The sequence below is a fragment of the Flavobacterium sp. GSP27 genome, assembly GCF_003970395.1.
Lineage (GTDB): Bacteria > Bacteroidota > Bacteroidia > Flavobacteriales > Flavobacteriaceae > Flavobacterium.
In genome coordinates this window covers 118,306-141,694 of record NZ_RYDP01000001.1, presented here as the reverse complement: position 1 = coordinate 141,694, position 23,389 = coordinate 118,306, and the positions used below count along the sequence as shown (strand labels likewise).

Here is a 23,389-nt window from a genome sequence, read left to right as displayed (position 1 = left end):
AGCGCTATATAAAATAATTAACTGAAAACGAAATAGTTATGAATATTTTTCATTTTCTAGTGCTTTTAGAAAAAAAGTAGGCTTAATCTTGTTTTTCTTATAAAAAGCCGCAGCAAAAGCTTCGGCAGAATTGAATCCAAACTCCTTCGCTAAAAAAGGCATGGTGTAATTTCGTAATTTCGTTTGGGCTTGCAATTGGTCAACCGCATGTGTAATTCTCAAATCGTTAATATAATGCACAAACGTTTTTCCTTTATGTTCATTAATAACATTAGACAAATATTTTGTATTTGTATTTAACTGCAAAGCTACTTTTTGAATGGTAATCGTATTCTCTAAATATTCCTTATTGCGTTCAAAGTAGACTAACTTCTCTAATAATTGCTCCACAACCTCTATTGCTATACCTCGTGATTCTTGTGATTTACTTTCTTGTTTAAAATCATCTTCCTTTTTTATAGCACCAGAAGGCTGAAAATCAACTGATGTAGGACGAATAATTGCTTCAAATCGTTTTTGATATTGTTTTTTTGAATAAAATTGGTAGCCTATTAAGCCTCCAATACCTACTATTAGAATCAAAATCCATATAAAATATCTAGATTCATTGTTTTGCAAGGATTGTACAAGGGATTCTTTTTCTGCAAGTAAACGAGGAGTGTCATATTCTTTGACTAAAACTTTATTTAAATGCTTATAGTTTCTTTGTAATATGCTATCAATACTCATAAACTTATTCAAGAATTTTAATTGATTTTCTTTGTCTCCAGTTTTTTTGTAATATTCAATTAAATAGGAATACCCACTTATAAACTCTGGTGTAATTCTTTTATTTAATAAATACATGGAATCTACTTTGATAAAATTTTGAATCGCTTTCTTTTCACTACTCATACCAGCGTACGACTTTCCTAAATAAAAATAAGACGCCAGTATATTACCAAAATTTTTATCTAATATTATTTGAGGCAATGCCTTATTTATACTATCTAAAGATGCTTTGTAATTTTTCTTTAACATTTCATTTGCACCTTCATTTAAAATAAAATATGGTATATAAAACTTATCGTTGGTTATAATCGATTCTTTGTACCCTAATTTGTTATAAAAACTAGCAGAGTCTAAATTCTTTAATGATTTGTGCGCATCGGCAATCACAAATAAAAGATTGTGATAATCGCTACTGTATTTTAAAGATGATATGTCTTTTTTTCTTATGTAACTTAAACATTCACGATATAGTAGCAATGCCTCCTCTACTTCACCTAATTCCTCTGACCTTAAAACACCAATTGACCGCTTGATATAAAAATTTAAATCTTCATTATTGTCTTTAGCATATTTTTCTGCTTTGAAATAATTAGCTAAAGCCTTGCTATACTTAAATTGCATTCTTAACTCATATGCCTTTCTAGAATAAGACAATGCTGGAAAATTATAATCATTTTGATTAGTTGAATAGGCAATAGATGAATCAAGGTATTGTATTGCTTTATTTCCTTTGTATAATGTTGATAAAAGATAAAAACCCCGTGAAAGACTTAAATTATTTTTTCTAGAATAAGATTTAGAAATGATTTCCGAAATAAATGTTTTCTTATTATTATCACTTTTCTGTAAAATAAACTCTTTTTTTAAATCTTCATACGAATCTTTTCCGATAAATTTATCAGCCGTTTGCGCCAATAAACAATAAGGAAACAGTATTAAAAGCACTATTTTAATAAAACGTTGGTTAGTCATTACAGTAGATTTTGCACAAAAATACAGCAACATCACTAAAATAATCTTAAAAATAATGATTTTTTTACATTATTTAAATAGCATATTTTCAGTGATTTATAAAATACAATTTGTGGAATTCCGTGAATTCAGTATCGGAATTCAGGAATTCCGATAACAACAGTTTGCTTAGAACCTCTTCTTACTCTAGTTTTGGCACAAAGAAAGTGAAAGCGTTTGGAGTAAGACGTTACTTTTAAATGTAGATTACTTTCCTAAATCAATTGGCCAATTACAAGGGAATAATTCAGCTGTACTGTAACCCTTTCAAAAAAAACAGAGCATGAGGTTTTATGTAAAGGTATTTGTTCCTCAAAAAACAAAGCATAAGGGAATAATTCAGCTGTACTGTAACCCTTTCAAAAAAAACAGAGCAAGGAGTTTGAAAGCTATGGTCTCTAAAAAAAACCAAGCACAAAAGTTCTCGAGAAACTTTTTATTGAAATGAAATGTGTAATTTTAAAAACTTAAAAAATGAATTTAGATAATTTGAATTTAGTGGAGCTTAATGCTCAAGAAGTTAAAGGAACAGAAGGTGGGTTTATACCTCTTCTAATATGGGGAATAGCAATATCTGCTGAAACTGTAGCTACTGCATTTTGGGTAGGAGTTGGTGTAGGTGCAGCAGTTGCTCAAGGACAAAAATAATGTTAAATATCAAAAAATTAAAATATGAATTTAGAAGCGTTGAATTTAAAGGAAATTAGTATCCAAGAGTCCAAAGAGACTGAAGGAGGTTATCTTGCTCCAGCAGTGATAGCCGTGGCTGCTGCAGGGGCTACAGTTGTTGGCGTTGTTGTTGTAGGTGCTTTAGTTGGATATGGCGTCTATAAATTTGTAGACTGGGCAACATCATAAAATTAACACAATGACTTATCATAAAATAATGCAATACTTAGCTCCTTATTGGTTTAAGATATTTATCATAGGTATTGCTTTAGGAGCGTTAATTGCTCATATTCAAAAGTTAAAAAATAACTTTTAAATCAAGATTTTTATTGTGAGACTGCCTATTTTATTAGGCAGTCTTTTTAGTATTGAAATAGTAATCAGTTAAAGGAAATTTGTTTGTTGGATTGCAGGTTCTCCATGTTTTTATTATCTATACAAACGTGTCTTATAAATTCACTAAAAAAAATGAACTTCAGTCAAGATCCCATAAACACTCTCGAAAACCTTATCGCAAAAAACAAAACCAAGAGTATTTCTATTTACTTGGTCTTGATTCTGGCTATACTTATTTTTCTGGCACTATTGCCTGTCATCAAAATAGACATTAGCAGTCAGAGTCGCGGTATCGTGCGAAGTACTACTGACAATGTTCCAGTAAGTAGCTTAGTGAATGGCAAAGTAACTTTTATAAAAATAAAGAATAACCAAGTAGTGCAACAAGGAGATACCCTGATTGCCATTACCCAAGAAAATTTAAATACCGAGAAAGCCAATAATCAAGTGACGGCGGCTACTATTCAGGATCAAATTCATGATTTAACTCAAGTTACACAAGGCAGGGCTACGGGTTTTAAAACACTTGCTATGCAGCAAGAGTGGCAGAGTTACAATAATAAAAGAGAGGAATTGCAAAGCAAAATTGCCCAATCAAAAATAGTATATGACCGAAACAAACAGTTGCATGATAAGGGCATAATTGCCAAAGCTGAATTTGAGAAATATAGTTTTGATTATACGTATGCTCAGCAAGCACTTTCTGGTTTAGAAAAAAACCAACGTAGCCTTTGGCAAAACAGCAAACGAGAGCTACAAATGCAACTTCAAAACCTAAACGGCACCCTAGAAAAAATAAAAGTAGAAGCGCAAAACTATTATATAACAGCACCATTATCTGGAACTATAGAAAATTTCTCAGGAATTCAAGCTGGTTCTTTCTTGAACGCCTCTCAACCTATAGCCTCTATTTCGGCAATAGATCAATTGATTGTAGAAAGCACCGTTTCACCAAACGACATTGGAATGATACAGAAAAACCAAAAAGTAAAATTCCAATTGGATGCTTTCAATTACAACCAATGGGGATTACTGGAAGGAAAAGTGATCGATATTGACCGTAATATTACCATTCAAGGGGAACAAGCTTTTTTTAAAGTACGCTGTGGGTTGAATACTACCGCAATGCAATTGCAATCCGGTTACAAAACCCAAATTACAAAAGGAATGACCCTCACTACACGCTACATCATTACAAGAAGAAGCTTATTTGATTTATTGTTTGACAAAGTCGATGATTGGCTCAACCCGAAACAATTAGAAATTAGCAAGTAGTAATTAGCAATTGCTGAAATTTCTACTTTCTACTTACTAATTACTAGTTCTCTAAGCTTTCTTTCAATTTTTTAGTTATGGCGACCAAAAGCTTTAGTATTTCAATACAATCCGTAGACAATGAATCAAATTCCATTTTTGTAATGTATTCCGTTTCAAACAATAGTTCAATCCAATATTGGGTTTCGTTTGCTTCCTTTAAAGCAATGTACAATTTGTTCAGAAAATCTTTTCTGCTTTGGGCAAATTCACTTTCTTTAATTAAAGCACCAATTGCTGTTCCACTTCGAAGCATTTGTTTAGACAAAACAAATTCTTTTTTCTCTGTTTGTAAATACTTAAAAGTATTGATAATTCTAATTGCAAATTTTTTTGACTTTACATGGATAAGATTATCGTTTTTCATAAAAAAATTAATTTATAGAAAATCAAAATTACTAATTTCCAACTACTAATTTCTAATTGTATAATGGCCTCTATAAAAATAAAACAACATGATATCAAAGATTGTGGCGCTGCTTGTCTCGCTTCTATTGGCAATCATTACAAAGTTAATCTGCCTATAGCCCGAATTCGTCAATTTGCCAATACCGATAAACGAGGTACCAATGTGCTGGGGATAATTGAAGCTGCAGAAAAAATGGGCTTTTGTGCCAAAGGAGTAAAAGGAGGTATCGATGCTATTGATAAAATTCCGCTCCCAGCTATTGCTCACGTGGTGGTAAAAGAACAATTGCATCATTATATTGTGATTTATTCTGTCTCCTCACCCTCTGGGAGGTCGGGAGGGGAAATTACAGCAATGGATCCTGCTTTTGGTAAAATGGAGACCTACACGTATGAAGAATTTCAAAAAATTTGGTCAGGAGTATTGATTCTTTTTGCACCGAATGATGATTTTAAGGAATACAACGAAAAAGTTACTCCCTTAAAACGCTTTTGGCATTTGGTACAGCCACACAAAACCATCTTAGTTCAAGCTTTGGTCGGTGCCATACTTTTTACCGTTTTAGGATTGGCCATGTCCATTTATATCCAAAAAATTACTGATTATGTTTTGGTGGAAGGCAACAGAAATTTGCTGAATCTGCTGAGTGTTTCCATGATTATCATCATTATACTGCAAGCCTACATCGGTTCTAAAAAGAGTGTTTTTGTTATGAAAACGGGGCAATTGATTGATGCCAAATTAATTTTGGGATACTACAAACATTTGCTCCATCTGCCGCAACGTTTTTTTGACACGATGCAAGTGGGAGAAATCACATCCCGGATTGGCGACGCGGTAAAAATTAGATCCTTTATCAATGAAGTGGCGATTGATATGATTGTCAATATCTTCATTGTGATTTTTTCCTTTACGTTGATGTTTACCTACTATTGGAAATTGGCTTTGGTGATTCTTTTGGTAATTCCATTTTATGGAGCTATTTATTTTATTTTAAATAAATTCAATAAAAAAGTAGAACGTGTTATCATGGAGAATGCCGCCGAATTACAAACACAATTAGTTGAAAGTGTAACGCATATCAGAACCGTAAAAGAATTTGGGATCGAAGAATTTTCGAATCTAAAGACAGAAAATAAATTTGTAAAATTATTGTTCACCACCTACAAATCAGGCTTAAACAGTGTTTTTGCAGGGACTTCTACCCAATTTCTGGCTTCGATATTTACTGTTATTCTAATGTGGATTGGTTCGGGTTATGTGATTGACAGAGCCATTACTCCAGGGGAATTATTTTCCTTTTACGCTTTGATTGGGTATTTTACTTCTCCCGTTGCTTCCTTGATTGGGATGAACAAAACGGCACAAAATGCACTCATAGCAGCTGATCGACTTTTTGAAATAATGGATTTAGAACGGGAAGAAACAGAAAACAAAGTCGAATTGCAAAGAGAAAAGATAGGAGATATAAAATTTGAAAATGTAACGTTCCGTTATGGCTCGCGCACAGAAGTTTTCAAAAATTTTAATGCTGTTTTCAAGAAAAATGAAACCACAGCTATAGTTGGCGAAAGCGGAAGTGGTAAAACGACACTGATTTCACTGTTGCAAAACTTATATCCCATAAAAGAAGGGAAAATTTATATTGGAGAATATGATTCTCAATTCATACATTATCAGAGTTTACGGAATTGCATTGGTGTCATTCCGCAACAGCTCAATCTGTTTTCGGGAAATATTATCGAAAACATTGCTTTAGGCGATTCATTTCCAAATATTCAACGCATTTTAGATTTGTCCAAACAATTGGGAATTACAGAGTTTGTGGAGAAATTGCCCAATGGTTTTGAAACTCAAATTGGTGAAAATGGCGCCATGCTCTCTGGAGGACAAAAACAACGTATTGCTATAGCAAGAGCCTTGTACAAAAACCCGGAAGTGTTACTAATGGATGAAGCAACTTCTTCATTAGATACTAATTCAGAGCGCATTGTAAAAGAAGTGATTGATAATTTTAAATCTCAGGGGAAAACAGTTATCGTCATTGCCCATCGATTGAGTACTATAGCTAACGCAGACACTATTTTGGTAATGGAAAATGGCACTATCGTGGAGTCCGGAAATCACACGGATTTATTAGAACAAAAAGGAAAGTATTATGATTTATGGGATAAACAAGGATTGGTTTAAGAAAAAAAAGATTATTAAGCAATTCCCTTAGAAACAAAAAAAGAGTCACGCATAGCGTGACTCTTTATATATTTTGAATCAATACTTTATTACCCATTCAACGCTTCGGCACCACCAACAATCTCTAAGATTTCGTTAGTAATAGAAGCCTGACGTGCCTTATTATATGTTAATTTCAATTGATTTCTCATTTCCGTTGCATTATCAGTTGCTTTATGCATCGCAGTCATACGGGCTCCGTGCTCTGAAGCAAATGAATCCCGAATTCCTTTATACAATTGTGTTTTTAATGATTTTGGAATTAAAGTCAACACGATTTCTTCTTTTGAAGGTTCAAAAATATAATCACCAGTTGAAACTGTAAGATCAGATTTTATAGGTGCCAATGGCAAAAATTGTTCGGTTTGAACGATTTGTGTTGCGGCATTTTTAAATTGGTTATAAATCAACTCAATTTTATCATATTCTCCTGAAACGAATTTCTCCGTTAATGTATCCGCAATTTTAGCTACAGCATCAAAAGTCAAGTCATCAAAAACAACGCTTTGATTATCAACCACTGAATGTGTTTTACTCAAAACATCATTTCCTTTTTTGCCAATAGCAAAAATATCCACTTGCTTCCCTGTATAAAATTCAACACGACTTTTTGCTTCTTTGATTGCATTCGTATTAAAAGCACCCGCTAAACCTCTGTTAGAAGTTATTACAACTAATAATACTTTCTTGATCTCTCGTTGTATGGTAAACTCTCCTCCTATCTCACCATCAAGCGTGGCAGAAAGATTTTGCAATAATTCCGTTAATTTTTCGGCATAAGGGCGCATTGCTGTGATTGCATCTTGTGCTTTCTTTAGCTTTGCTGCAGAAACCATTTTCATTGCCGATGTAATTTGCATCGTAGATGAAACGGAAGTAATTCTATTACGGATTTCCTTTAAATTTGCCATTTTATATTAGTCTAATGTCGTAAAGTCATAAAGTCTAAAGTCCTCAAAAGCAGATAAACTGACTTTAAGACTTTCGACTTTACAACTTTTGACTAGTTTTAGTTATATTTTGCTGATAATTCTTTTGCCACAGATTCAATTACATCTGTAATTTCGTCTGTTAATTTTCCTGCTTTTAAAGCGTCAAGAGTTGCTCTGTGTTTGTTGTTCAAGAATTCCAAGAAATCTTTCTCAAATTCTCTTACTTTGTTCACAGGAACATTTCTCAATAAGTTTTTAGAACCAGCGTAGATAATTGCAACTTGATCTTCAACAGTATATGGATCGTTCAAACCTTGTTTCAAGATTTCAACGTTTCTTCTTCCTTTTTCAATTACATTTAAAGTAACGGCATCAAGATCAGAACCAAATTTAGCAAACGCTTCTAATTCACGGAATTGTGCTTGATCCAGTTTCAATGTACCTGCTACCTTTTTCATTGATTTAATTTGGGCATTTCCTCCAACACGAGATACCGAAATACCTACGTTAATTGCCGGACGAACCCCAGAGTTAAACAAATCTCCATCAAGGAAAATTTGACCATCTGTAATCGAAATTACGTTTGTTGGGATGTATGCAGAAACGTCACCAGCTTGAGTTTCAATAATTGGCAGCGCCGTCAATGAACCACCACCTTTTACAATTGATTTCAATGAATCTGGTAAATCGTTCATGTCTTTAGCAATTCCATCATCTGCAATTACTTTACAAGCACGTTCTAATAATCTACTGTGAAGGTAGAAAACGTCTCCAGGATATGCTTCGCGTCCCGGTGGTCTTCTCAATAACAGAGAAACCTCACGGTATGCAACCGCTTGTTTAGATAAATCATCATAAACAATTAAAGCCGGACGTCCTGAATCTCTAAAATATTCTCCAATTGCAGCACCTGCGAAAGGAGCATACACTTGCATTGGAGCTGGATCAGAAGCATTTGCAGCAACAATAATGGTATATGCCATTGCGCCTTTTTCTTCTAACATTTTAGCAATTCCTGCTACAGTCGAAGCTTTTTGTCCAATAGCAACATAGATACAAAATACTGGTTTCCCAGCATCGTAAAATTCTTTTTGATTTAAGATAGTATCGATACAAACAGTTGATTTACCTGTTTGACGGTCACCAATAACTAGCTCACGTTGTCCACGACCTACTGGAATCATAGCATCTACTGCTTTTATTCCTGTTTGTAATGGCTCAGTAACGGGTTGACGGAAGATAACTCCAGGAGCTTTTCTTTCTAACGGCATTTCGTATAAGTCTCCACCGATTGGTCCTTTTCCATCAATAGGAAAACCAAGTGTGTTTACTACACGACCTACCATTTGTTCTCCTACTTTAAGAGAAGCAATACGTTGTGTTCTTTTAGCAGTTGAACCTTCTTTGATTCCTGTAGATGGTCCTAAAAGAACTACACCTACATTATCTTCTTCAAGATTCAAAACAATAGCTTCTAATCCATTGTCAAATTCAACTAACTCTCCATATTGAACATTCGAAAGCCCGTAAACACGAGCAATACCATCTCCAACTTGAAGTACTGTTCCTACTTCTTCTAGTGTAGCACCAGATTCAAAACCTTCTACTTGCTTTCTTAATATTGCTGAAATTTCAGCAGGTTTGATTTCCGCCATCTTAATTTATAATTTAGACACTTAAATGTGCAATAAAACTAATTACTTAACTCTCTTTTTAATACTTGTAATCTGTTGGCTACTGAAGCATTGTATTGCTTGTCGCCTATTCTAAGAATAAATCCTCCAATGATTGAAGCATCTACTATATTTTCTATTGTGATTTTTTTATCCGAAAGTGTTGCAATTTTAGCCAAAACTTTAGCTTCTAATGCTGCATCCATAAGAATCGCTGTAGTAACCTGCGCTACTTCAATACCATTCATAATATCCGATAATTTACTGTACTCTATGGCAATTGCTTCTAGAATTTCGAATCTTTTGTTTTCAAATAATAAATGAAACAACCCTTGAGTTACGCCATTTATACCGGCAAAAACTTCTAACAGTGCTTTTTCTTTTACCTCCACTTTCATGGTCGGGTTTTGAATAAAAGTACTCAATTCTAAATTACCCTTAATTGTCGAAGCAATCAATTTCATGTCGTTATTTACAACTTCGGCAACACCTTTTGAGTTTGCTAAGTCTAGAATTGCTTTTGCATAGCGAATTGCTGCTCTTGTACTTGCCATAATTGTTAGTTTAACTTTACATCACCTAACATTTTCTCAACTAATTTAGTTTGAGCTTCTTTGTTAGATAATTCGTCTTTCAATATTTTTTCTGCGATATTCAATGACAATGTTGAAACTTGTAATTTCAATTCGGCCATGGCTGCATTTTTTTCACTTTCAATTGCTGCTTTCGCTTGCTCGATCATTTTTAATCCTTGAGCCTGTGCTTCATTTTTTGCATCAGCAACCATTTTCTCTTTTATTTCACGAGCGTCTTTAAGCATGTTGTCACGCTCTAATCTTGCTTCTTGTAAAATACGTTGGTTGTCAGCTTGAAGATTTTGCATTTCTTTTCTAGCGTTTTCAGCAGATAGTAAGGCATTTTTAATTCCTTCTTCTCTATCATTAACTGCATCCAGAATTGGTTTCCAAGCGAATTTTTTTAACAAGAATATCAATCCTACAAATATTACTATTTGCCAAATAAACAAACCAAACGAAAAATCATTTATTAACTTATCCATTATATCTAATTATAAATTTTAAAGTATGAATTGCTTTTAATCGCAATTTGTAATGTTTTAATTTTAAAAACAATAGTTACAACCAACCGTTGTAACTATTGTTTTTTTTAGTTTTAATTAAGATGCGAATAACGCAGCAAAACCAATACCTTCAATAAGTGCAGCTGCGATAAGCATAGCTGTTTGGATTTTTCCAGAAGCTTCTGGTTGACGAGCAATAGCGTCCATTGCTGAACCACCAATTCTACCAATACCTAAACCTGCTCCGATAACAATCAATCCTGCTCCTACAATAGTTGGAATTTCCATAATATATAAATTAAAAATTAAACATTTTTATTAATAGTCTAAAGTTGTAAGGTCGAATGTCATAAAGTCAAGGTGACTTTTAAACTTTCAACGTTTGACTTTCGACTTAATGGTGAGCCTCTTCGTGATGATGCTCTTCGTTTCCTGCTCCAAAATAAAGTGCGGATAACATAGTGAAAATATACGCTTGTAAAAAAGCTACTAATATTTCAAGAATCATAAGCACAAATGCCAATCCAAATGACAAACTGCTTCCAATCCAACTTTTAAAAATAAACATTAAACCAATGATACTCATCAAAACTACGTGTCCTGCTAAAATATTAGCGTACAAACGGATCATTAATGAAAATGGTTTGATGATGGTTCCCAATAATTCAATTGGCGCCAAAATAAATTTCATTGGAGTTGGCACCCCTGGCATCCAGAAAATGTGTGCCCAGTAATTTTTATTGGCTGAGAAAGTGGTAATTACATACGTCAAAATAGCCAGCGATGCTGTTATAGCAATATTTCCCGTTATATTGAATCCCAGTGGCGTTAACCCTAAAATGTTTAGAAATAAAATAAAGAAAAATATCGTTAACAAGTAACTCATGTATTTCTTATATTTTTTTTCTCCAATATTTGGTATGGCAATTTCGTCTCTGACATACAAAACAATCGGTTCAAATATGCGTCCGGCTCCTGAAGCAATTCCTCCGTTTTTAGTATATGATTTTGCTAAACCTTTAAACAAGATAAACATTAAAATGGCGACAAACAAAATACCAACCACACTTTTAGTGATGGATAAATCAAGTGGCGTTACATTAGTAGGATGACCATGTTCGCCTTCTGTTAAAGTTCCGTCCGCCTCTGTTTTGTATATTTTTTCGTGGTGCAATACGTAGAAGTTTCCATTGTGCTCTGCTGTTTCTTCACCATAATGAAATTTTGAAGAAGAAAATACTTGCAAACCATTGTCCCAAAGGATAACAGGCAATGAGAAACCATTATGTGATCCTGATTCTTTATCCGCATTAAAGGTAAAAGAATGTGAATCTAAAAGGTGATGATTGATAAATTCCTTAATTTCAGATTTTACATCTGTTGGTTCAGCATGAGCTCCTTCAGCTGCCTCATGAGCAACTTCTGTTTTTACTTTCACAGAATCCTGTTCCGGATTTGCAAAACTAATTAAAGGAAGACACGCTACTAAAGTCGCTACTATGAATCTAAGTGGTTTGTTTGAAATCACCATAACAGTTAATTATCTTAATTTATTACGTTTCTGAAATTTGGTGCAAATGTACATCTTTTATTAATATGCAAAAGAATATAAAAAATTATTTTTGATGGATTTGTTCCTTAAAAAATATATTTATTGCTTTTCGTTTAAGATACGTATTGTTAATATGGTTTCGATTGCTAAAAAGAGAATAAACATTATAAAAAAATTAATTTTCTCTATTGATTTAATTTCAATTGTAACCCGCAATATAGGCTTTAAAATCAAATAACAAACTATCATTTTGATACTGGTGCTCAAAAGAAATGACATGCCTACATTATCAAAACTTCGTTCTTTCACTTTCAGCAAAACCACAAATACCATAATTGACAACGCCAAGAACAGCAGGTATAGGGTTTCTATCGAATAGTAAAAAGTGGAGTCATTTATGTGCAAAACATAAAAAACAACTCTATGAATACCGTAAGCCAATCCCGCAAGCACCAATAAAGGCAGCAGTGGTTTGTATTTTTTTAAATTCATTGTATTTGTTTTTTGCCGCAAAGGCACTCAGGCGCAACGTTATTTTAATTTGTAAAATCGGAACGTGTTACGATTGGTTTTTACGCTTTTTATTTTGAAAAATTACTGCGTTTTATTGATTTCGTTTACCTGACGGATTACATTGTACAATGCCAAAACCACGCCAACCATCACTACAATTTTACTGTAATATACTCTTGGATGGGGATAATTCTCGTCTAACCACTCCCCAAGATAGGAAAACAAAAATATGATAACTCCCATTTGAATTGGAATATTAATGAACTGCAGCCATTTATTCGCTCTTTTCGGGGGTGGTTTGTTGTCCATCGTTTTGCATTACATTTTTAATATTTGTTTTCATGGCACAAGATGCACTAAAATCAGCGCCTGGCTCTACTGCTAATTTCCCTACAATAACTTCTCCATGAATACTGGCCTTTGATTTTACATTCAATACTTCGGTTACCTGAATTTTACCTTCAAATTTTCCTTCGATGTCCGCATTTTTGCATACAATATCTCCAGTGACACTTCCTGCGGGTCCAATCACTATTTTTCCTTCTGACTGAAAATTACCAATTAAATTTCCGTCTAATCTAAAATCAGCCTGCGAAATAATATCGCCTTTTATCGTAGTTCCTTCAACAATCCGATTCGTTTTTCCTAAAAGATCGGTATAGGATTTTGCTTTTTTATCAAACATAATTATTGCTTTTTTGGTACCAAATACGTTTCGAGATTTTTCTTGATTTGGATTACTTTGTAGTTTTCACCTGAAACCACTATTGCGGCATCCGTGATTTTATATTTTATGTTCTCTGCTAAAACCAATGTTATGTCAGTTGCATAAACCCGTGATTTTATACCGTGAATGGTAATGAAATTTTCTTTCTCCGTATAAATATCATAGGAATAATATAGTTTCTGAAGATTTTCACTGGCTATGAACATTTTAATTTTTTCTTCCACTGCTTTTGTATTTTTATCGTCACGAGAACCTACTTGATATAGAATTTTCCAATTATTTGAATCCGTTGTATTCAACTCCATTTTCTCTAAAAACGGGATTTGGTCATTCAAAATAACCTGTGCTCCTTTGCCTTCTTCGCTATTTGGATAATTATCAGCCACCTCTTGTAATGCGTTTTTGTAGGCCGTCACACCTTTTAGTTTTCCAATGGCACTTGCTTTGAGCAATTCGAATTTAGATACAATATCCTCGCCTGAAAATTGAGTAATCAAGCTGTCTGAATGCTCTATAACGGCAATAAATTGCTCTTCTTGGAATGCTTTATACCACTTAGCATAGACGCTTTCCGGGGTTTCGGTTTGAGAAATTGCATCCGGATTGGTGTTGTTAATTATTTGTGCATAACGCGAATCCGGAAACCGAATTGTTATCTTCTTTTTCATCGCAGTTGCCATGTTTACATCGGTGATTTGATATAATTTATACAAATTATACATCGCTGGAAGTACCAGCTTTTCCTCTGGATTATTGTTTAATAATTGTTCCAGTTTTGCAATAGCCAAACTATTTTCTTTGAATTTTTCCTTATAAATAATACCCAATTGATAGTAAGCAAAATTACGTTCTTTGGCTATACTGTCTAACTCGATTTGTGCCGTAGGAAGCTGTTTCAGGTAAAAATCTGGTGTATGTTCTTCTATAATTTTATTTGATTCCGTTTTCTTTTCAACGGATTGACTGTCCTCAACCGAAGCAGCAGCCAAAGTTGGGTTAGCATTTCCTGATGAAAGTCTCCAATTCCCATTTAAAGTCCTTTCTCCCCAATTTTTCTTGAAGTCTACTTTTCCAAAAGCAACTGTTGTAGGATTATAAAAATAGAAACTACCCGCTGATTGGGTCGTCGCGCTGGGAATGGTTGGTGGCATCATGGGTGATTTCCGAATGGGTTTTGCGGACTCTTGATCTGAAGCCGAACCTGCCGATCCAATCGAATTATTCCGCTCTATGTTTTCCTGTTTTGCTTTATTTTGCTCCGCTAAAAGTCTTTTGGCCTCCTCTTTTTCTTTTAGTTGAACGATATACTTTTCAAAATAAGTTTGACGATCCGCAGGGTTCATCGCCACCACATTCAGAATGCTGTCATTTCGCTTTGCAAGCGCTTCATACAAAATCACCTCATCGAGATTGCTTCTTATTTTTTGTATTTTATTAAACTCCCTTGATTTTGTATTCAATTTAACCAAGGTACTGTCATAATATTTTGCCGCCACAGGATAATCCGCATTTCTAAAATACAGGTTTCCTAAATTTCTATAATTTGAAGCTACTAAATAGGTGTCTTTTGAACTGGTCTTTAACGAGGCGTTATAAAAATCTAAGGCTTGTTCCTGTCTGTTTTGTTTATCATAAAACACTGCCATTTGATGAAAAATCATATCTTTATAAGGCCTGTTCTCTCTGTCTTCTATTAATTCATCGTAGGTTTCAACAAAAGAATTAAAATCTCCCTTTTCATAATCAAACAATTCGGCTTTTTTGGCATGCGCCTGAATGACAAATCTTCTTTCGGATTTTCGGTTCATGTCAATCACGGATTGATAGGATGCAACCGCGCTGTCTTTGTATCCTAATCCCTGATATAGTTGTCCCAAAACAAAACGGTATCGTGCTTTTTCCTGATTTATTTTAGTGAATTCAATCGCGTTTTTGATCTTAGCAACAGCGCTGTCTTTTTCTTCTAAATTAAAAAAAGAAGCGGCCAAAAGGGCATTTGCATCCGCAAAAACTTGATTTTTCAGGTCGTGATCTTCTACTAATTTACTGATGTTTTTTATGACCAAAGCATCATTTCCCAGACGCATGTTTGTTTTTTCCCGCCAAATTTTGGCTTCATAAATCTTGCTGCTGTTTGGATATTTGTAGAGAATGTAATTGAAAGCATCGAGTGCCGGAACAAATCGCTGGTCGTAATACCTGGCTTTTCCAAGCATCAGATACGCTTCGTCTATTTGACTGTTTTTTTCTCTGCCACCAATGTTCATCGAATGTTTTTGAATGGCTTTGGTCGCTTTGGCTTCTGCCAATTCAAAATCGGTATTTTTAGGTTTTGTTGTGGAAGTAAAATCTTCTACAATTTGCATTTTTTCTACCGGCAGAAGTTGCCAAAAATCATCATCGCTATTGGCATTTACCGCCAGAACTCCTTTCTCCAATCCTACTTGACCGTTATATAAAATATTATACTTGGTACTTAACGCGTGTGAATTTCTTGCCATAAAAGTATCTCTCTTGGTAGAACAGGCTGCCAAAAAAGAAAAAAAGAAAAAGAAAAATAACTGCTTGAATCTATTGATTTTCAATGGAAAACGTTTTTTATCAATTAACTAGTAAATACCCGTTTTAGTATATTTAGTGGTAAAAATACATTTCTTTTTGCTATCGTGAAAATTATGGTGTTATATTTCGGTTTTCCTATCGTGCGTAAGGGATGGAAGCGGCATCCCTCGCTTTTTAGCGTGGATACAGCGTACAGCCCGACCCGAAGTTGCGAGGAGGAACGACGAAGCAATCACGGAGGGTTACGCCCAAAAAAAACCGCTAATTCGCAAACTGAACATTTAAATTAATAAATGCAATTAGCAAATTAGCGGTAAAAGTTTAGTCTACGACTGTTGCGTTGAATTTTAAACGGCAAAAAATAGTTCTAATTCCTTTAAGGTTTCCTCCGAAGTTTGAATGTCTTTGACCACTTCGCCTTTGTGCAGCGCAACAATCCTGTTGCTGACCTCAACGGTGTGCAGTAAATCGTGGCTAGAAACCAGAACGGTTACTTCCGGATTATCCGCTAAATCCTTGATGATTTTTTTTAATCGAAATTGGGTCGTGGGATCTAAATTGGCAAACGGCTCATCCAGAATAATGACTTCCGGATTCCCAATTAAAGTGGCGATGATGCCTACTTTTTTCTGGTTCCCCTTGGATAAATCGCGTAAATATTTCTTGTTATTGAGGATTTCTCCGTTGAAAAACTCTTCGTGTGTTGCCAGTAAAGCATCCACATCGGCTTTGTTTTGTCCGCGTAAATCGCCAATGAAATAAAAATATTCTTCGGGCGTTAAGTACCCAATAAGAAAGCTTTCGTCCAAGAAAGAAGCGGTGAACGGTTTCCAGTTTTCGCTGGTGTTTACCTGAATGTCATTATTGATAATATTTCCCGTTGATGGCTGAATTAAATCTAATAAAAGACTGAAAAAAGTGGTTTTTCCGGCACCGTTATTCCCTACTAATCCAAAGCTTTCGCCTTTTTTTATTTCTAAAGTATCTATTTTTAATACGGTTGTTCCGTTGTATGTTTTCGAAAGGTTGTTTACTTGTATCATTTTTTGAAGTTTAGTCGGTTAACTGGTTATTTGGATAATGTGATTGCTATTTATCCTTTTTGTTTGTAAGCCGCAATGGTTGCGTATTTCTCTGATTTATAGATTTTTTCAATCAAGGTGAAAACTTTGTCTTTGAATGCAAAACCTATTACTCCTGCCGAAGCCACTATGGCTAATCCCACATTAGCACTAGCTAGAGTAGAACCGGCCCAATACAGTAAAACGGGCAATCCTAATTGCGGCAGTGAAATTAGCATCGTTTTTACATTGAATGCTTTTTTATCTCCAAAAGCGCCTTTCCCGGAACTCAAATCGATTGGTGTTTTAGTGTACGCGCCACCCAATAAAACTAAATGAGAATTGACTCCAATGTTATAAATGGCACCCACAACAATGGTTAAATATACCTGCCATCCAAAGTAAAGATAGAACGAAGCAATGGTTGTAGTCACAATTGTAGCAATTACCATCAGCCACCACTTTGAACTCAAATAGCCTTTGTACGGAATGTTTTGCGTCATCATTAATTGGTAATACGCGCTGTCCCAACTCGGTACAAATTGTCCGAAAGTGATTAAGAATCCACCCGAAACGAATATCCCTGCAAAAATATGCATTATAGGATTATTATACGCTTCAATCCCATTAGTAAAGAAAAGAAAGCCATAAAAAAGGAACATGACGCTCAGTCCCACAGTGGTTTTTGACCGTTTGTTTCTTTTGATTAATTTAATGTCATTTTTCAAAAAGGTTCCTATGGTTCCAAATTGGTTTAACCAAGTCAGCTCTTCCGTTTTAGCAACATCATGTTTGTTTGACAATCCCGCGTCGAGGTATAAATTCTTTTTGAAATACTGAAAAGTAATATAATATAGCACGATTAAAACCAAAACCGGAATAGCGAAAGCCCAGTACGTATTGAAAATAGCATTAAAAAATGGCGCTGTAAACTCCGTAATATTAAAGAGTCCGTAATAGTGTAATCCTCCTAAAATAGCAGCTATTGCCAAGAAAATCGCAAATAAATTATCTTTATTACTCAATAGAATATTCAGAAAATTATTGCTGAACAGCAAAGAAAAGATCGCAGTGTACCAAAGCATTACGGAAACTACATCGTATCCTTCGATAATTAAAACAACACAAAACGGAATCAGGAAAAAACAGTGCACCAAATTGAAGAAGGACAAAACCGTCTTCCCTAGTGAGAAATGAACAATTGTTGATTTTTTTATGGGGAAAATCAACATGGGGCGAATGTTCATCACAGGAATTTTTTGCAACAGCAATCGGATGATTAAATCCATCAATACATAATAAATCATGAATTGATTTACAGTTGCGATGGGATCTAAATTCATTTTCTTCAGAATATAAAAAGCCCCGACTCCTAATGCTAGGAAAATTAAAATGAAATAAATGGCGACAAAACCCATCAGGATTTTCAAAGCCAAATTAGTTGCGAAGGAAGCTGACCTAAAAAATGCTTTCCATTCGAGATAAAGAAATTTTTGAATCATAGTTTGGTTCTTTTGGTTTTATAGTAGGTAGTCAAAATGAGAAAACGTTACAAATTTTCTAATTTATATTCCGGATAGGTTTGTTTTAAATAGGCCTCAGCTTTAGATGGGATTATTTTTAATACAATGAAAATCGCCAAAGACATTGAGACTATAAACAAGGTCATGCAAAATAGTGCCAAGTCACTTGGATTTGAAATTCGATCAATTCTAATGATATTAAAAAAATGAATGGGCAAAATCATTAACCACGGAAAAGTTCCATAATTAGATAGTATCTTTTCAAAAAGCCAAATTTTTCCCGTTTCCTGCTTGCGCTTCTTCATTTTTCTGTTTTCAAAAAACAAAAAAGGCAGCATACTACTAATTAAAAAAAGCATCGTTGCGGTAAAAATCTCTTTTGTATAATATTCTTTAAGAAAATAAAACACTGCTAAAATCAAAAACCCTGTCACTATAGTTTTAGGTATCGTAAAAAACCCTTTGAAATGACTCCATACAATACGATTGTATTTTTTCCCTAGAGCTGTTTGCCGACTTTCTACCACATCCATAAAACCAAAAACGCCAAACTTCCTGAACTCTTTATGTAGAACTTCGTCAAAAGTTGGTCTAGGATTTTGTTCCCATTCAGTTTCAATAGCGTTTGCTAAATGATCGACCAATTCCGTTTGTAGATCGTAATATTCCACATAATGCTGACGGGTAAAAAGGTAAAGTTGGTCTATTTGTTGGTGGGTTAGTTTCATGTGAAATTAATTCAGTTGGTATTGTTTTTTGACATTTTCCTTTGTTTCTTTTTGAAGGTGAATTGCTGTAATTATAAATAATATTCCCATTACCCAAGCACAACAAAAAGGTAACATTATAATTGGATGTCTTTGAATTGACTCCTTAAAAGTGTTTAATAGAAACACTATCCAGTACATAAATACAAAGATCCCTGTGAAAGTACTATGACTAATATTCAATTCTAAAAAACGCTTCCCCTTGATTTTTCTATTTGCATAAAAAAAATAGAATGCTGGAATAAAAAGTATTGCTAATAAAACGAATGAATTTTTAACAAACTTAATTGGTTCATCAAAATAAAAAGTTGCTTTAAAGATTAAAAGGGCAAGCAAAATGCCTAAAATAATTTTAGGAAACCTCAAATACTCAGTAATCATATTCCACTGTGCTTTTCTAAACTCTTTTCTCAAAATTTGTGTGCGGTCCTCTTCAATGACTTTAAAACCATTGCGACCAAAACGATCTTCGGCATACTGTTTCACTTGATGAAAAGTAAGTTCTGGATCTTTCTCCCAAATTTCCTCCATACTGGTTACCATGTGATCCGTCAATTCTACTTGTAATTCATACCATTTGATATCAAAGGATCTGACATAATTGGATACATATTCTATTTGTTCGGTAGTTAATTTCATTTTCAAAAAATTAAAATTCTAATTTTGGACTTGGATTCACTAAACTCTGCATGTTTCGGATGAAATCTTCAAGTTCTGAGAGTCGGTTTACGGTTTCTTTCTGGCCGCTTTCCGTGAGTTTGTAATATTTACGCATGCGGTTATCCACTTTTTCAATTTCCACATCCAGCAAACCTTCGGCTTCCAGTTTGTGCAAGGCCGGATACAAAGCGCCTTCGGTGATGTTGAGTTCGCCTTGGGTAATTAACTTTACTTTCTGAGTGATTTCATATCCGTACATCTTGCCGTTTTCTTCGAGCAATTTCATGATAATCGTATTCAGACTTCCTTTGTATAATTGTGAGTTTTTCATTTTTTTGTCATTGAGCGTTTTGGAATCATCTCGATTGTACCTAACAAATATACATAAGAAACTTATACATAACTTAATGATGTATGTTAAATTTCAAATATTTTGAATTCAAAAAACCTATTCTGTTTACTATATTTGCAAAAAAAACAACATGTCGTCATTCTATAAATTAAACATTAAAGAAGTTAAACGAGAAACCACAGACTCGGTTTCGGTCTTATTTAACGTCCCATTAGAATTTAAAGCTTTTTACACCTATCTGGCTGGTCAATACACCACCTTGAAATTGAAACTTGACGGTGAAGAGATCCGTCGTGCGTATTCCATTTGTTCTTCTCCGGAAAGCGGCGAATTGCGAATTGCGGTAAAAGCCGTAAAAGGTGGTGCATTTTCTCAATTGGCTAATACAAAACTAAAAGCGGGAGATACCCTGGAAGTAGGAACTCCAGAAGGAAAATTTACCTTTGTTGCTGATGCGGATCGCGCCAGAAATTATGCAGCTTTTGTAGCCGGAAGCGGAATTACTCCGGTTTTATCCATCATTCAAAGTGTTCTCAGCAGCGAACCAAAAAGCAGTTTTATCTTGGTTTACGGAAATAAAACTCCAGAAGAAACCATGTTTCACCAACTATTACATGATTTACAACAAAAATATGTGGCCCGTTTCTTTGTTCACTATGTATACAGTCAGTCCAAAATTGAAGGTGAATTATTCGGCAGAATTGAAAAATCTACCGTCAACTTCATTTTGAAAAACAAACACAAAGAATTAGAATTCGAAAAATTCTATTTGTGTGGTCCGGAAACAATGATCAATACGGTTTCGGATGTTTTAAAAGAAAATAATGTCAAGGAATCGGCTATAAAATTTGAACTTTTCACTCCGTCTGCCGAAGAAAATCAAATAAAAAAATCATTGGGTGGACATACCAAAATCACCATTATGGTAGATGATGAGGAAACGACTTTTGAAATGTCACAAAAACAAACCGTTCTTGATGCCGCTTTAAAACAAGGACTTGATGCTCCGTACTCCTGCCAAGGCGGAATTTGCAGCAGCTGTCTGGCTCGCATTACCTCCGGAACTGCCGAAATGACGAAAAATTCCATCCTTACCGATAAAGAAATCGCCGATGGTTTGATTCTTACCTGTCAAGCACATCCAACTTCTGAAACTATTTATGTGGATTATGATGATGTTTAGGAAAACTGTTCCCTTTACGGTAGCTTTGTTAAATTAAAAAAAAGAGTTTGCAATGTGCAAACTCTTTTTTTATAATTAAATGTTGTAAAACATCTTGTGAGGAATAATTGAGATGTAATTTTTCTAAATACCTTAATGGTTCAAAACATTTTTAATTTTTTCAACTACATCTTCAACAGCAATCGTTCGCATGGAATCTTCATAACCTGCAACTTTTTTATTTCCATAGACTGAAGTCGGTAATTTTGGAAACTGATTCCTATCCGGAACCAAAGAATTTTCCAATGGCTGATTAAACGGTGAAAATCCTGCATACGGATGCGTCGCGCCCCACAGTGTAATCACTTTTACGCCTAGCATTGCTGCAATATGTGCATTCCCAGAATCCATGGAAAGCATTACATCAAGATTGCTAATGAGTTGTAATTCCTGTCGCAATTTGAGTTGCCCCGCAACAACAATCATGTTTTCTTTATTAGCAGCAAGCGAATCTAAGATTTCGATTTCCTTTTTTCCACCGCCAAAAAGCAAAATGGTATTGGTTGTGTCCAGAGCTAATTTGTCAATTACTTCCTGCATTAAATCCAACGGATACACTTTAGAATCGTATTGTGCAAAAGGAGCAATTCCAATCCATTTTTGATTTTTTTCTCCAATTATCGCTAGAATGGCTGGACTCAAAACTGCTTTTTGAGGAAATTCAGGTTGTGATAAATTAATTGTAAAACCGAGTTGTTCAAATACTTTAACGTGTCTTTCGAACATCGTAGGGAGTTGCTGGAACACTTTGTTTTCTGGCTGGGTCAGCGCTTTTTTCTCGGCTCTTCCTTTATCCGCAGAAGCTACTTTTTTTCCGCTTAAAGCAAAAAGGTTTCGGATGATTTTAGAGCGCAAGACATTGTGTAAATCGGCAAAAGCATCAATGTTTAAACCTTTTAAATCTTGGAACAAACGCAACAATCCTGCAACCCCTTTGTGTCGTACTTTTTCATCGAAAGCAAAAAAAGAAAGATTCGGAATTCCTTCAAAAAAAGGTTCGAAAAACGGTCTGGAAATCACTGTGATTTTAACATTCGGATGCTGGTTTACAAAAGCGCGTAAAACAGGAACCGTCATGGCGACATCTCCCATTGCGGAAAGTCTCATGACGGCTATATGATTTATAGTAGTTGACATTTTTTAACCAGAATAATTTTTATTTCCTATTACTTCTTTATTTGATTTCGAGCCATTCTAAAGTTAAAAATTCCGAAGAGAATAAAAATTACTCCTTTCAAGTGCTTCGTTTGATCTATGTAATCCAGAAAAATAACTTCGTACATTACATATAAAAACCCTAAAAAAGTTATGCTGTATATCAGTTGAAAAAACAAAGGTTCTGATCTAAAAAAAGTTTTTTTAAACATCTTATTTCTTGTTTTGGTACAAAACAGGATTCAAATCATCATCGTTGTACATTTTCATTTGTTTGTACACTTTCATGAATTTATTGCCATTTTCAATGTCTGTTAATAAATCATCAATGGCAGTTGACAAATCTGTTCTTTGTTCCAATAAAATATTCAACTTAGCCTGACATTTATCTCTGTGCTCTTGTGAAGCTTCTGTACGACTAGCTTCTTCATTCATGTGATAAATTTTTAAGGCTAAAATCGACAATCGATCAAAAGCCCAAGCCGGACTTTCGGAGTTGATTTTTGCTTGGTCTTTTACTTTTACAGCACTGTATTTTTGAAGAAAATAACTGTCAATATATTCCACCATATCGGTACGTTCCTGATTAGAAGCATCGATTCTTCTTTTTAAGGTCAAAGCGGCAACCGGATCAATATTTGGATCCCGAATAATATCCTCAAAATGCCATTGCACGGTGTCAATCCAGTTTTTGTGATACAACAAATGTTCAAATTTATCCTTTGGGAAAGGATTATTTATGGGCTGATCCACATTATCAAATTGATGATAATCGTTGATACTTTGTTCGAATACGGAGTACGCTAATTTTGAAAACATATCTTTAAATATTAAAAGACAAAGATACTTTTTATACTTTTATACCATATA

General features: G+C 34.4%; 24 protein-coding genes. 5 read left to right on the top strand and 19 right to left on the bottom strand.

Features of this window, described 5'->3' with window-relative positions; genetic code table 11:
* Positions 1 to 36: 36 nt before the first annotated feature.
* On the bottom strand, positions 37 to 1,743 hold the full coding sequence (locus EKM05_RS00665; protein WP_158615126.1) for an AraC family transcriptional regulator: 1,707 nt from the start codon (positions 1,741 to 1,743) through the stop codon (positions 37 to 39).
* A 513-nt stretch (positions 1,744 to 2,256) separates the two neighbouring features.
* Between EKM05_RS00665 and EKM05_RS14525 the strand changes: the two genes are divergently transcribed.
* From EKM05_RS14525 to EKM05_RS00650, 3 genes are all read left to right on the top strand, one after another.
* Complete coding sequence (locus EKM05_RS14525) at positions 2,257 to 2,430, top strand: bacteriocin (RefSeq protein ID WP_231507447.1); 174 nt, start codon at positions 2,257 to 2,259, stop codon at positions 2,428 to 2,430.
* A 24-nt stretch (positions 2,431 to 2,454) separates the two neighbouring features.
* Positions 2,455 to 2,640 carry a hypothetical protein gene (locus EKM05_RS14460; RefSeq protein ID WP_091259184.1) on the top strand — a complete coding sequence of 62 codons (186 nt, stop codon included), beginning with the start codon at positions 2,455 to 2,457 and terminating at the stop codon, positions 2,638 to 2,640.
* A 279-nt stretch (positions 2,641 to 2,919) separates the two neighbouring features.
* On the top strand, positions 2,920 to 4,062 hold the full coding sequence (locus EKM05_RS00650; RefSeq protein ID WP_199745208.1) for an HlyD family secretion protein: 1,143 nt from the start codon (positions 2,920 to 2,922) through the stop codon (positions 4,060 to 4,062).
* Positions 4,063 to 4,105: 43 nt separating this feature from the next.
* On the opposite strand, the gene EKM05_RS00645 is transcribed toward EKM05_RS00650, so the two are convergent.
* Positions 4,106 to 4,468, bottom strand: coding sequence for a four helix bundle protein (locus EKM05_RS00645; RefSeq protein ID WP_126552885.1), 363 nt, complete (start codon positions 4,466 to 4,468; stop codon positions 4,106 to 4,108).
* 63 nt (positions 4,469 to 4,531) lie between these two features.
* Here EKM05_RS00645 and EKM05_RS00640 point away from each other — a divergent pair, with 63 nt between their 5' ends.
* Positions 4,532 to 6,700, top strand: a complete 2,169-nt coding sequence (locus tag EKM05_RS00640; protein WP_126552883.1) for a peptidase domain-containing ABC transporter — start codon at positions 4,532 to 4,534, stop codon at positions 6,698 to 6,700.
* An 89-nt stretch (positions 6,701 to 6,789) separates the two neighbouring features.
* On the opposite strand, the gene atpG is transcribed toward EKM05_RS00640, so the two are convergent.
* The 15 genes from atpG to EKM05_RS00565 all read right to left on the bottom strand — a co-directional run bounded on the left by atpG (position 6,790) and on the right by EKM05_RS00565 (position 20,121).
* Complete coding sequence (atpG, locus tag EKM05_RS00635) at positions 6,790 to 7,650, bottom strand: ATP synthase F1 subunit gamma (RefSeq protein WP_126552881.1); 861 nt, start codon at positions 7,648 to 7,650, stop codon at positions 6,790 to 6,792.
* A 98-nt stretch (positions 7,651 to 7,748) separates the two neighbouring features.
* Positions 7,749 to 9,326, bottom strand: a complete 1,578-nt coding sequence (gene atpA / locus EKM05_RS00630) for a F0F1 ATP synthase subunit alpha (RefSeq protein ID WP_126457785.1) — start codon at positions 9,324 to 9,326, stop codon at positions 7,749 to 7,751.
* 38 nt (positions 9,327 to 9,364) lie between these two features.
* On the bottom strand, positions 9,365 to 9,898 hold the full coding sequence (atpH, locus tag EKM05_RS00625; RefSeq protein ID WP_126455011.1) for an ATP synthase F1 subunit delta: 534 nt from the start codon (positions 9,896 to 9,898) through the stop codon (positions 9,365 to 9,367).
* Positions 9,899 to 9,903: 5 nt separating this feature from the next.
* On the bottom strand, positions 9,904 to 10,404 hold the full coding sequence (locus EKM05_RS00620; protein ID WP_126455009.1) for a F0F1 ATP synthase subunit B: 501 nt from the start codon (positions 10,402 to 10,404) through the stop codon (positions 9,904 to 9,906).
* 117 nt (positions 10,405 to 10,521) lie between these two features.
* A complete protein-coding gene (atpE, locus tag EKM05_RS00615) occupies positions 10,522 to 10,713 on the bottom strand; it encodes an ATP synthase F0 subunit C (protein WP_073353856.1) in 192 nt (63 codons plus the stop codon).
* A 106-nt stretch (positions 10,714 to 10,819) separates the two neighbouring features.
* On the bottom strand, positions 10,820 to 11,956 hold the full coding sequence (atpB, locus tag EKM05_RS00610) for a F0F1 ATP synthase subunit A (RefSeq protein WP_126552879.1): 1,137 nt from the start codon (positions 11,954 to 11,956) through the stop codon (positions 10,820 to 10,822).
* 120 nt (positions 11,957 to 12,076) lie between these two features.
* Positions 12,077 to 12,469, bottom strand: coding sequence for a hypothetical protein (locus EKM05_RS00605; protein ID WP_126457782.1), 393 nt, complete (start codon positions 12,467 to 12,469; stop codon positions 12,077 to 12,079).
* A gap of 102 nt (positions 12,470 to 12,571) precedes the next feature.
* The gene (locus EKM05_RS00600; RefSeq protein WP_126552877.1) at positions 12,572 to 12,799 is read right to left on the bottom strand and encodes an AtpZ/AtpI family protein; all 228 of its coding nucleotides are present in this window, start codon (positions 12,797 to 12,799) and stop codon (positions 12,572 to 12,574) included.
* The gene (locus EKM05_RS00595; RefSeq protein WP_126457781.1) at positions 12,765 to 13,175 is read right to left on the bottom strand and encodes a polymer-forming cytoskeletal protein; all 411 of its coding nucleotides are present in this window, start codon (positions 13,173 to 13,175) and stop codon (positions 12,765 to 12,767) included. The genes EKM05_RS00600 and EKM05_RS00595 overlap by 35 nt, the downstream gene beginning before the upstream one ends.
* A 2-nt stretch (positions 13,176 to 13,177) precedes the next feature.
* Positions 13,178 to 15,802, bottom strand: coding sequence for a tetratricopeptide repeat protein (locus tag EKM05_RS00590; RefSeq protein ID WP_158615125.1), 2,625 nt, complete (start codon positions 15,800 to 15,802; stop codon positions 13,178 to 13,180).
* A 324-nt stretch (positions 15,803 to 16,126) separates the two neighbouring features.
* Positions 16,127 to 16,822, bottom strand: coding sequence for an ABC transporter ATP-binding protein (locus EKM05_RS00585; protein ID WP_126454999.1), 696 nt, complete (start codon positions 16,820 to 16,822; stop codon positions 16,127 to 16,129).
* A 50-nt stretch (positions 16,823 to 16,872) separates the two neighbouring features.
* Positions 16,873 to 18,342 (bottom strand): DUF5687 family protein, encoded by a 1,470-nt coding sequence (locus EKM05_RS00580; RefSeq protein ID WP_126552875.1) that lies wholly within the window; start codon positions 18,340 to 18,342, stop codon positions 16,873 to 16,875.
* Positions 18,343 to 18,389: 47 nt separating this feature from the next.
* The gene (locus tag EKM05_RS00575; protein ID WP_126552873.1) at positions 18,390 to 19,091 is read right to left on the bottom strand and encodes a hypothetical protein; all 702 of its coding nucleotides are present in this window, start codon (positions 19,089 to 19,091) and stop codon (positions 18,390 to 18,392) included.
* A 6-nt stretch (positions 19,092 to 19,097) separates the two neighbouring features.
* Positions 19,098 to 19,769 carry a hypothetical protein gene (locus EKM05_RS00570; protein WP_126552871.1) on the bottom strand — a complete coding sequence of 224 codons (672 nt, stop codon included), beginning with the start codon at positions 19,767 to 19,769 and terminating at the stop codon, positions 19,098 to 19,100.
* Positions 19,770 to 19,779: 10 nt separating this feature from the next.
* Positions 19,780 to 20,121 carry a PadR family transcriptional regulator gene (locus EKM05_RS00565; RefSeq protein ID WP_091259149.1) on the bottom strand — a complete coding sequence of 114 codons (342 nt, stop codon included), beginning with the start codon at positions 20,119 to 20,121 and terminating at the stop codon, positions 19,780 to 19,782.
* A 151-nt stretch (positions 20,122 to 20,272) separates the two neighbouring features.
* On the opposite strand from EKM05_RS00565, the gene EKM05_RS00560 reads away from it, so the two are divergent.
* A complete protein-coding gene (locus EKM05_RS00560) occupies positions 20,273 to 21,325 on the top strand; it encodes a ferredoxin--NADP reductase (RefSeq protein ID WP_126454992.1) in 1,053 nt (350 codons plus the stop codon).
* Positions 21,326 to 21,457: 132 nt separating this feature from the next.
* Here EKM05_RS00560 and EKM05_RS00555 read toward each other — a convergent pair whose 3' ends face one another.
* Both EKM05_RS00555 and EKM05_RS00550 read right to left on the bottom strand, forming a co-directional pair.
* Positions 21,458 to 22,471 (bottom strand): glycosyltransferase family 9 protein, encoded by a 1,014-nt coding sequence (locus tag EKM05_RS00555; protein ID WP_126553167.1) that lies wholly within the window; start codon positions 22,469 to 22,471, stop codon positions 21,458 to 21,460.
* Between the two features lie 261 nt (positions 22,472 to 22,732).
* On the bottom strand, positions 22,733 to 23,338 hold the full coding sequence (locus EKM05_RS00550) for a DUF4254 domain-containing protein (RefSeq protein WP_126552869.1): 606 nt from the start codon (positions 23,336 to 23,338) through the stop codon (positions 22,733 to 22,735).
* Positions 23,339 to 23,389 lie beyond the last annotated feature (51 nt).

Bases quoted from the DNA above. Each gene is read 5' to 3' on its own strand.
- EKM05_RS00665 (WP_158615126.1), bottom strand. From the start codon at position 1,743: ATGACTAACCAACGTTTTATTAAAATAGTGCTTTTAATACTGTTTCCT.
- EKM05_RS00570 (WP_126552871.1), bottom strand. From the start codon at position 19,769: ATGAAATTAACTACCGAACAAATAGAATATGTATCCAATTATGTCAGA.
- EKM05_RS00585 (WP_126454999.1), bottom strand. From the start codon at position 16,822: ATGATACAAGTAAACAACCTTTCGAAAACATACAACGGAACAACCGTA.
- EKM05_RS00575 (WP_126552873.1), bottom strand. From the start codon at position 19,091: ATGAAACTAACCCACCAACAAATAGACCAACTTTACCTTTTTACCCGT.
- EKM05_RS00620 (WP_126455009.1), bottom strand. From the start codon at position 10,404: ATGGATAAGTTAATAAATGATTTTTCGTTTGGTTTGTTTATTTGGCAA.
- EKM05_RS00605 (WP_126457782.1), bottom strand. From the start codon at position 12,469: ATGAATTTAAAAAAATACAAACCACTGCTGCCTTTATTGGTGCTTGCG.
- EKM05_RS00600 (WP_126552877.1), bottom strand. From the start codon at position 12,799: ATGGACAACAAACCACCCCCGAAAAGAGCGAATAAATGGCTGCAGTTC.
- atpH (WP_126455011.1), bottom strand. From the start codon at position 9,898: ATGGCAAGTACAAGAGCAGCAATTCGCTATGCAAAAGCAATTCTAGAC.
- EKM05_RS00565 (WP_091259149.1), bottom strand. From the start codon at position 20,121: ATGAAAAACTCACAATTATACAAAGGAAGTCTGAATACGATTATCATG.
- EKM05_RS14525 (WP_231507447.1), top strand. From the start codon at position 2,257: ATGAATTTAGATAATTTGAATTTAGTGGAGCTTAATGCTCAAGAAGTT.
- EKM05_RS00650 (WP_199745208.1), top strand. From the start codon at position 2,920: ATGAACTTCAGTCAAGATCCCATAAACACTCTCGAAAACCTTATCGCA.
- EKM05_RS00560 (WP_126454992.1), top strand. From the start codon at position 20,273: ATGTCGTCATTCTATAAATTAAACATTAAAGAAGTTAAACGAGAAACC.
- atpE (WP_073353856.1), bottom strand. From the start codon at position 10,713: ATGGAAATTCCAACTATTGTAGGAGCAGGATTGATTGTTATCGGAGCA.
- EKM05_RS00580 (WP_126552875.1), bottom strand. From the start codon at position 18,342: ATGATTCAAAAATTTCTTTATCTCGAATGGAAAGCATTTTTTAGGTCA.
- EKM05_RS00555 (WP_126553167.1), bottom strand. From the start codon at position 22,471: ATGAGACTTTCCGCAATGGGAGATGTCGCCATGACGGTTCCTGTTTTA.
- EKM05_RS00595 (WP_126457781.1), bottom strand. From the start codon at position 13,175: ATGTTTGATAAAAAAGCAAAATCCTATACCGATCTTTTAGGAAAAACG.
- EKM05_RS14460 (WP_091259184.1), top strand. From the start codon at position 2,455: ATGAATTTAGAAGCGTTGAATTTAAAGGAAATTAGTATCCAAGAGTCC.
- EKM05_RS00645 (WP_126552885.1), bottom strand. From the start codon at position 4,468: ATGAAAAACGATAATCTTATCCATGTAAAGTCAAAAAAATTTGCAATT.
- atpG (WP_126552881.1), bottom strand. From the start codon at position 7,650: ATGGCAAATTTAAAGGAAATCCGTAATAGAATTACTTCCGTTTCATCT.
- atpB (WP_126552879.1), bottom strand. From the start codon at position 11,956: ATGGTGATTTCAAACAAACCACTTAGATTCATAGTAGCGACTTTAGTA.
- atpA (WP_126457785.1), bottom strand. From the start codon at position 9,326: ATGGCGGAAATCAAACCTGCTGAAATTTCAGCAATATTAAGAAAGCAA.
- EKM05_RS00550 (WP_126552869.1), bottom strand. From the start codon at position 23,338: ATGTTTTCAAAATTAGCGTACTCCGTATTCGAACAAAGTATCAACGAT.
- EKM05_RS00640 (WP_126552883.1), top strand. From the start codon at position 4,532: ATGGCCTCTATAAAAATAAAACAACATGATATCAAAGATTGTGGCGCT.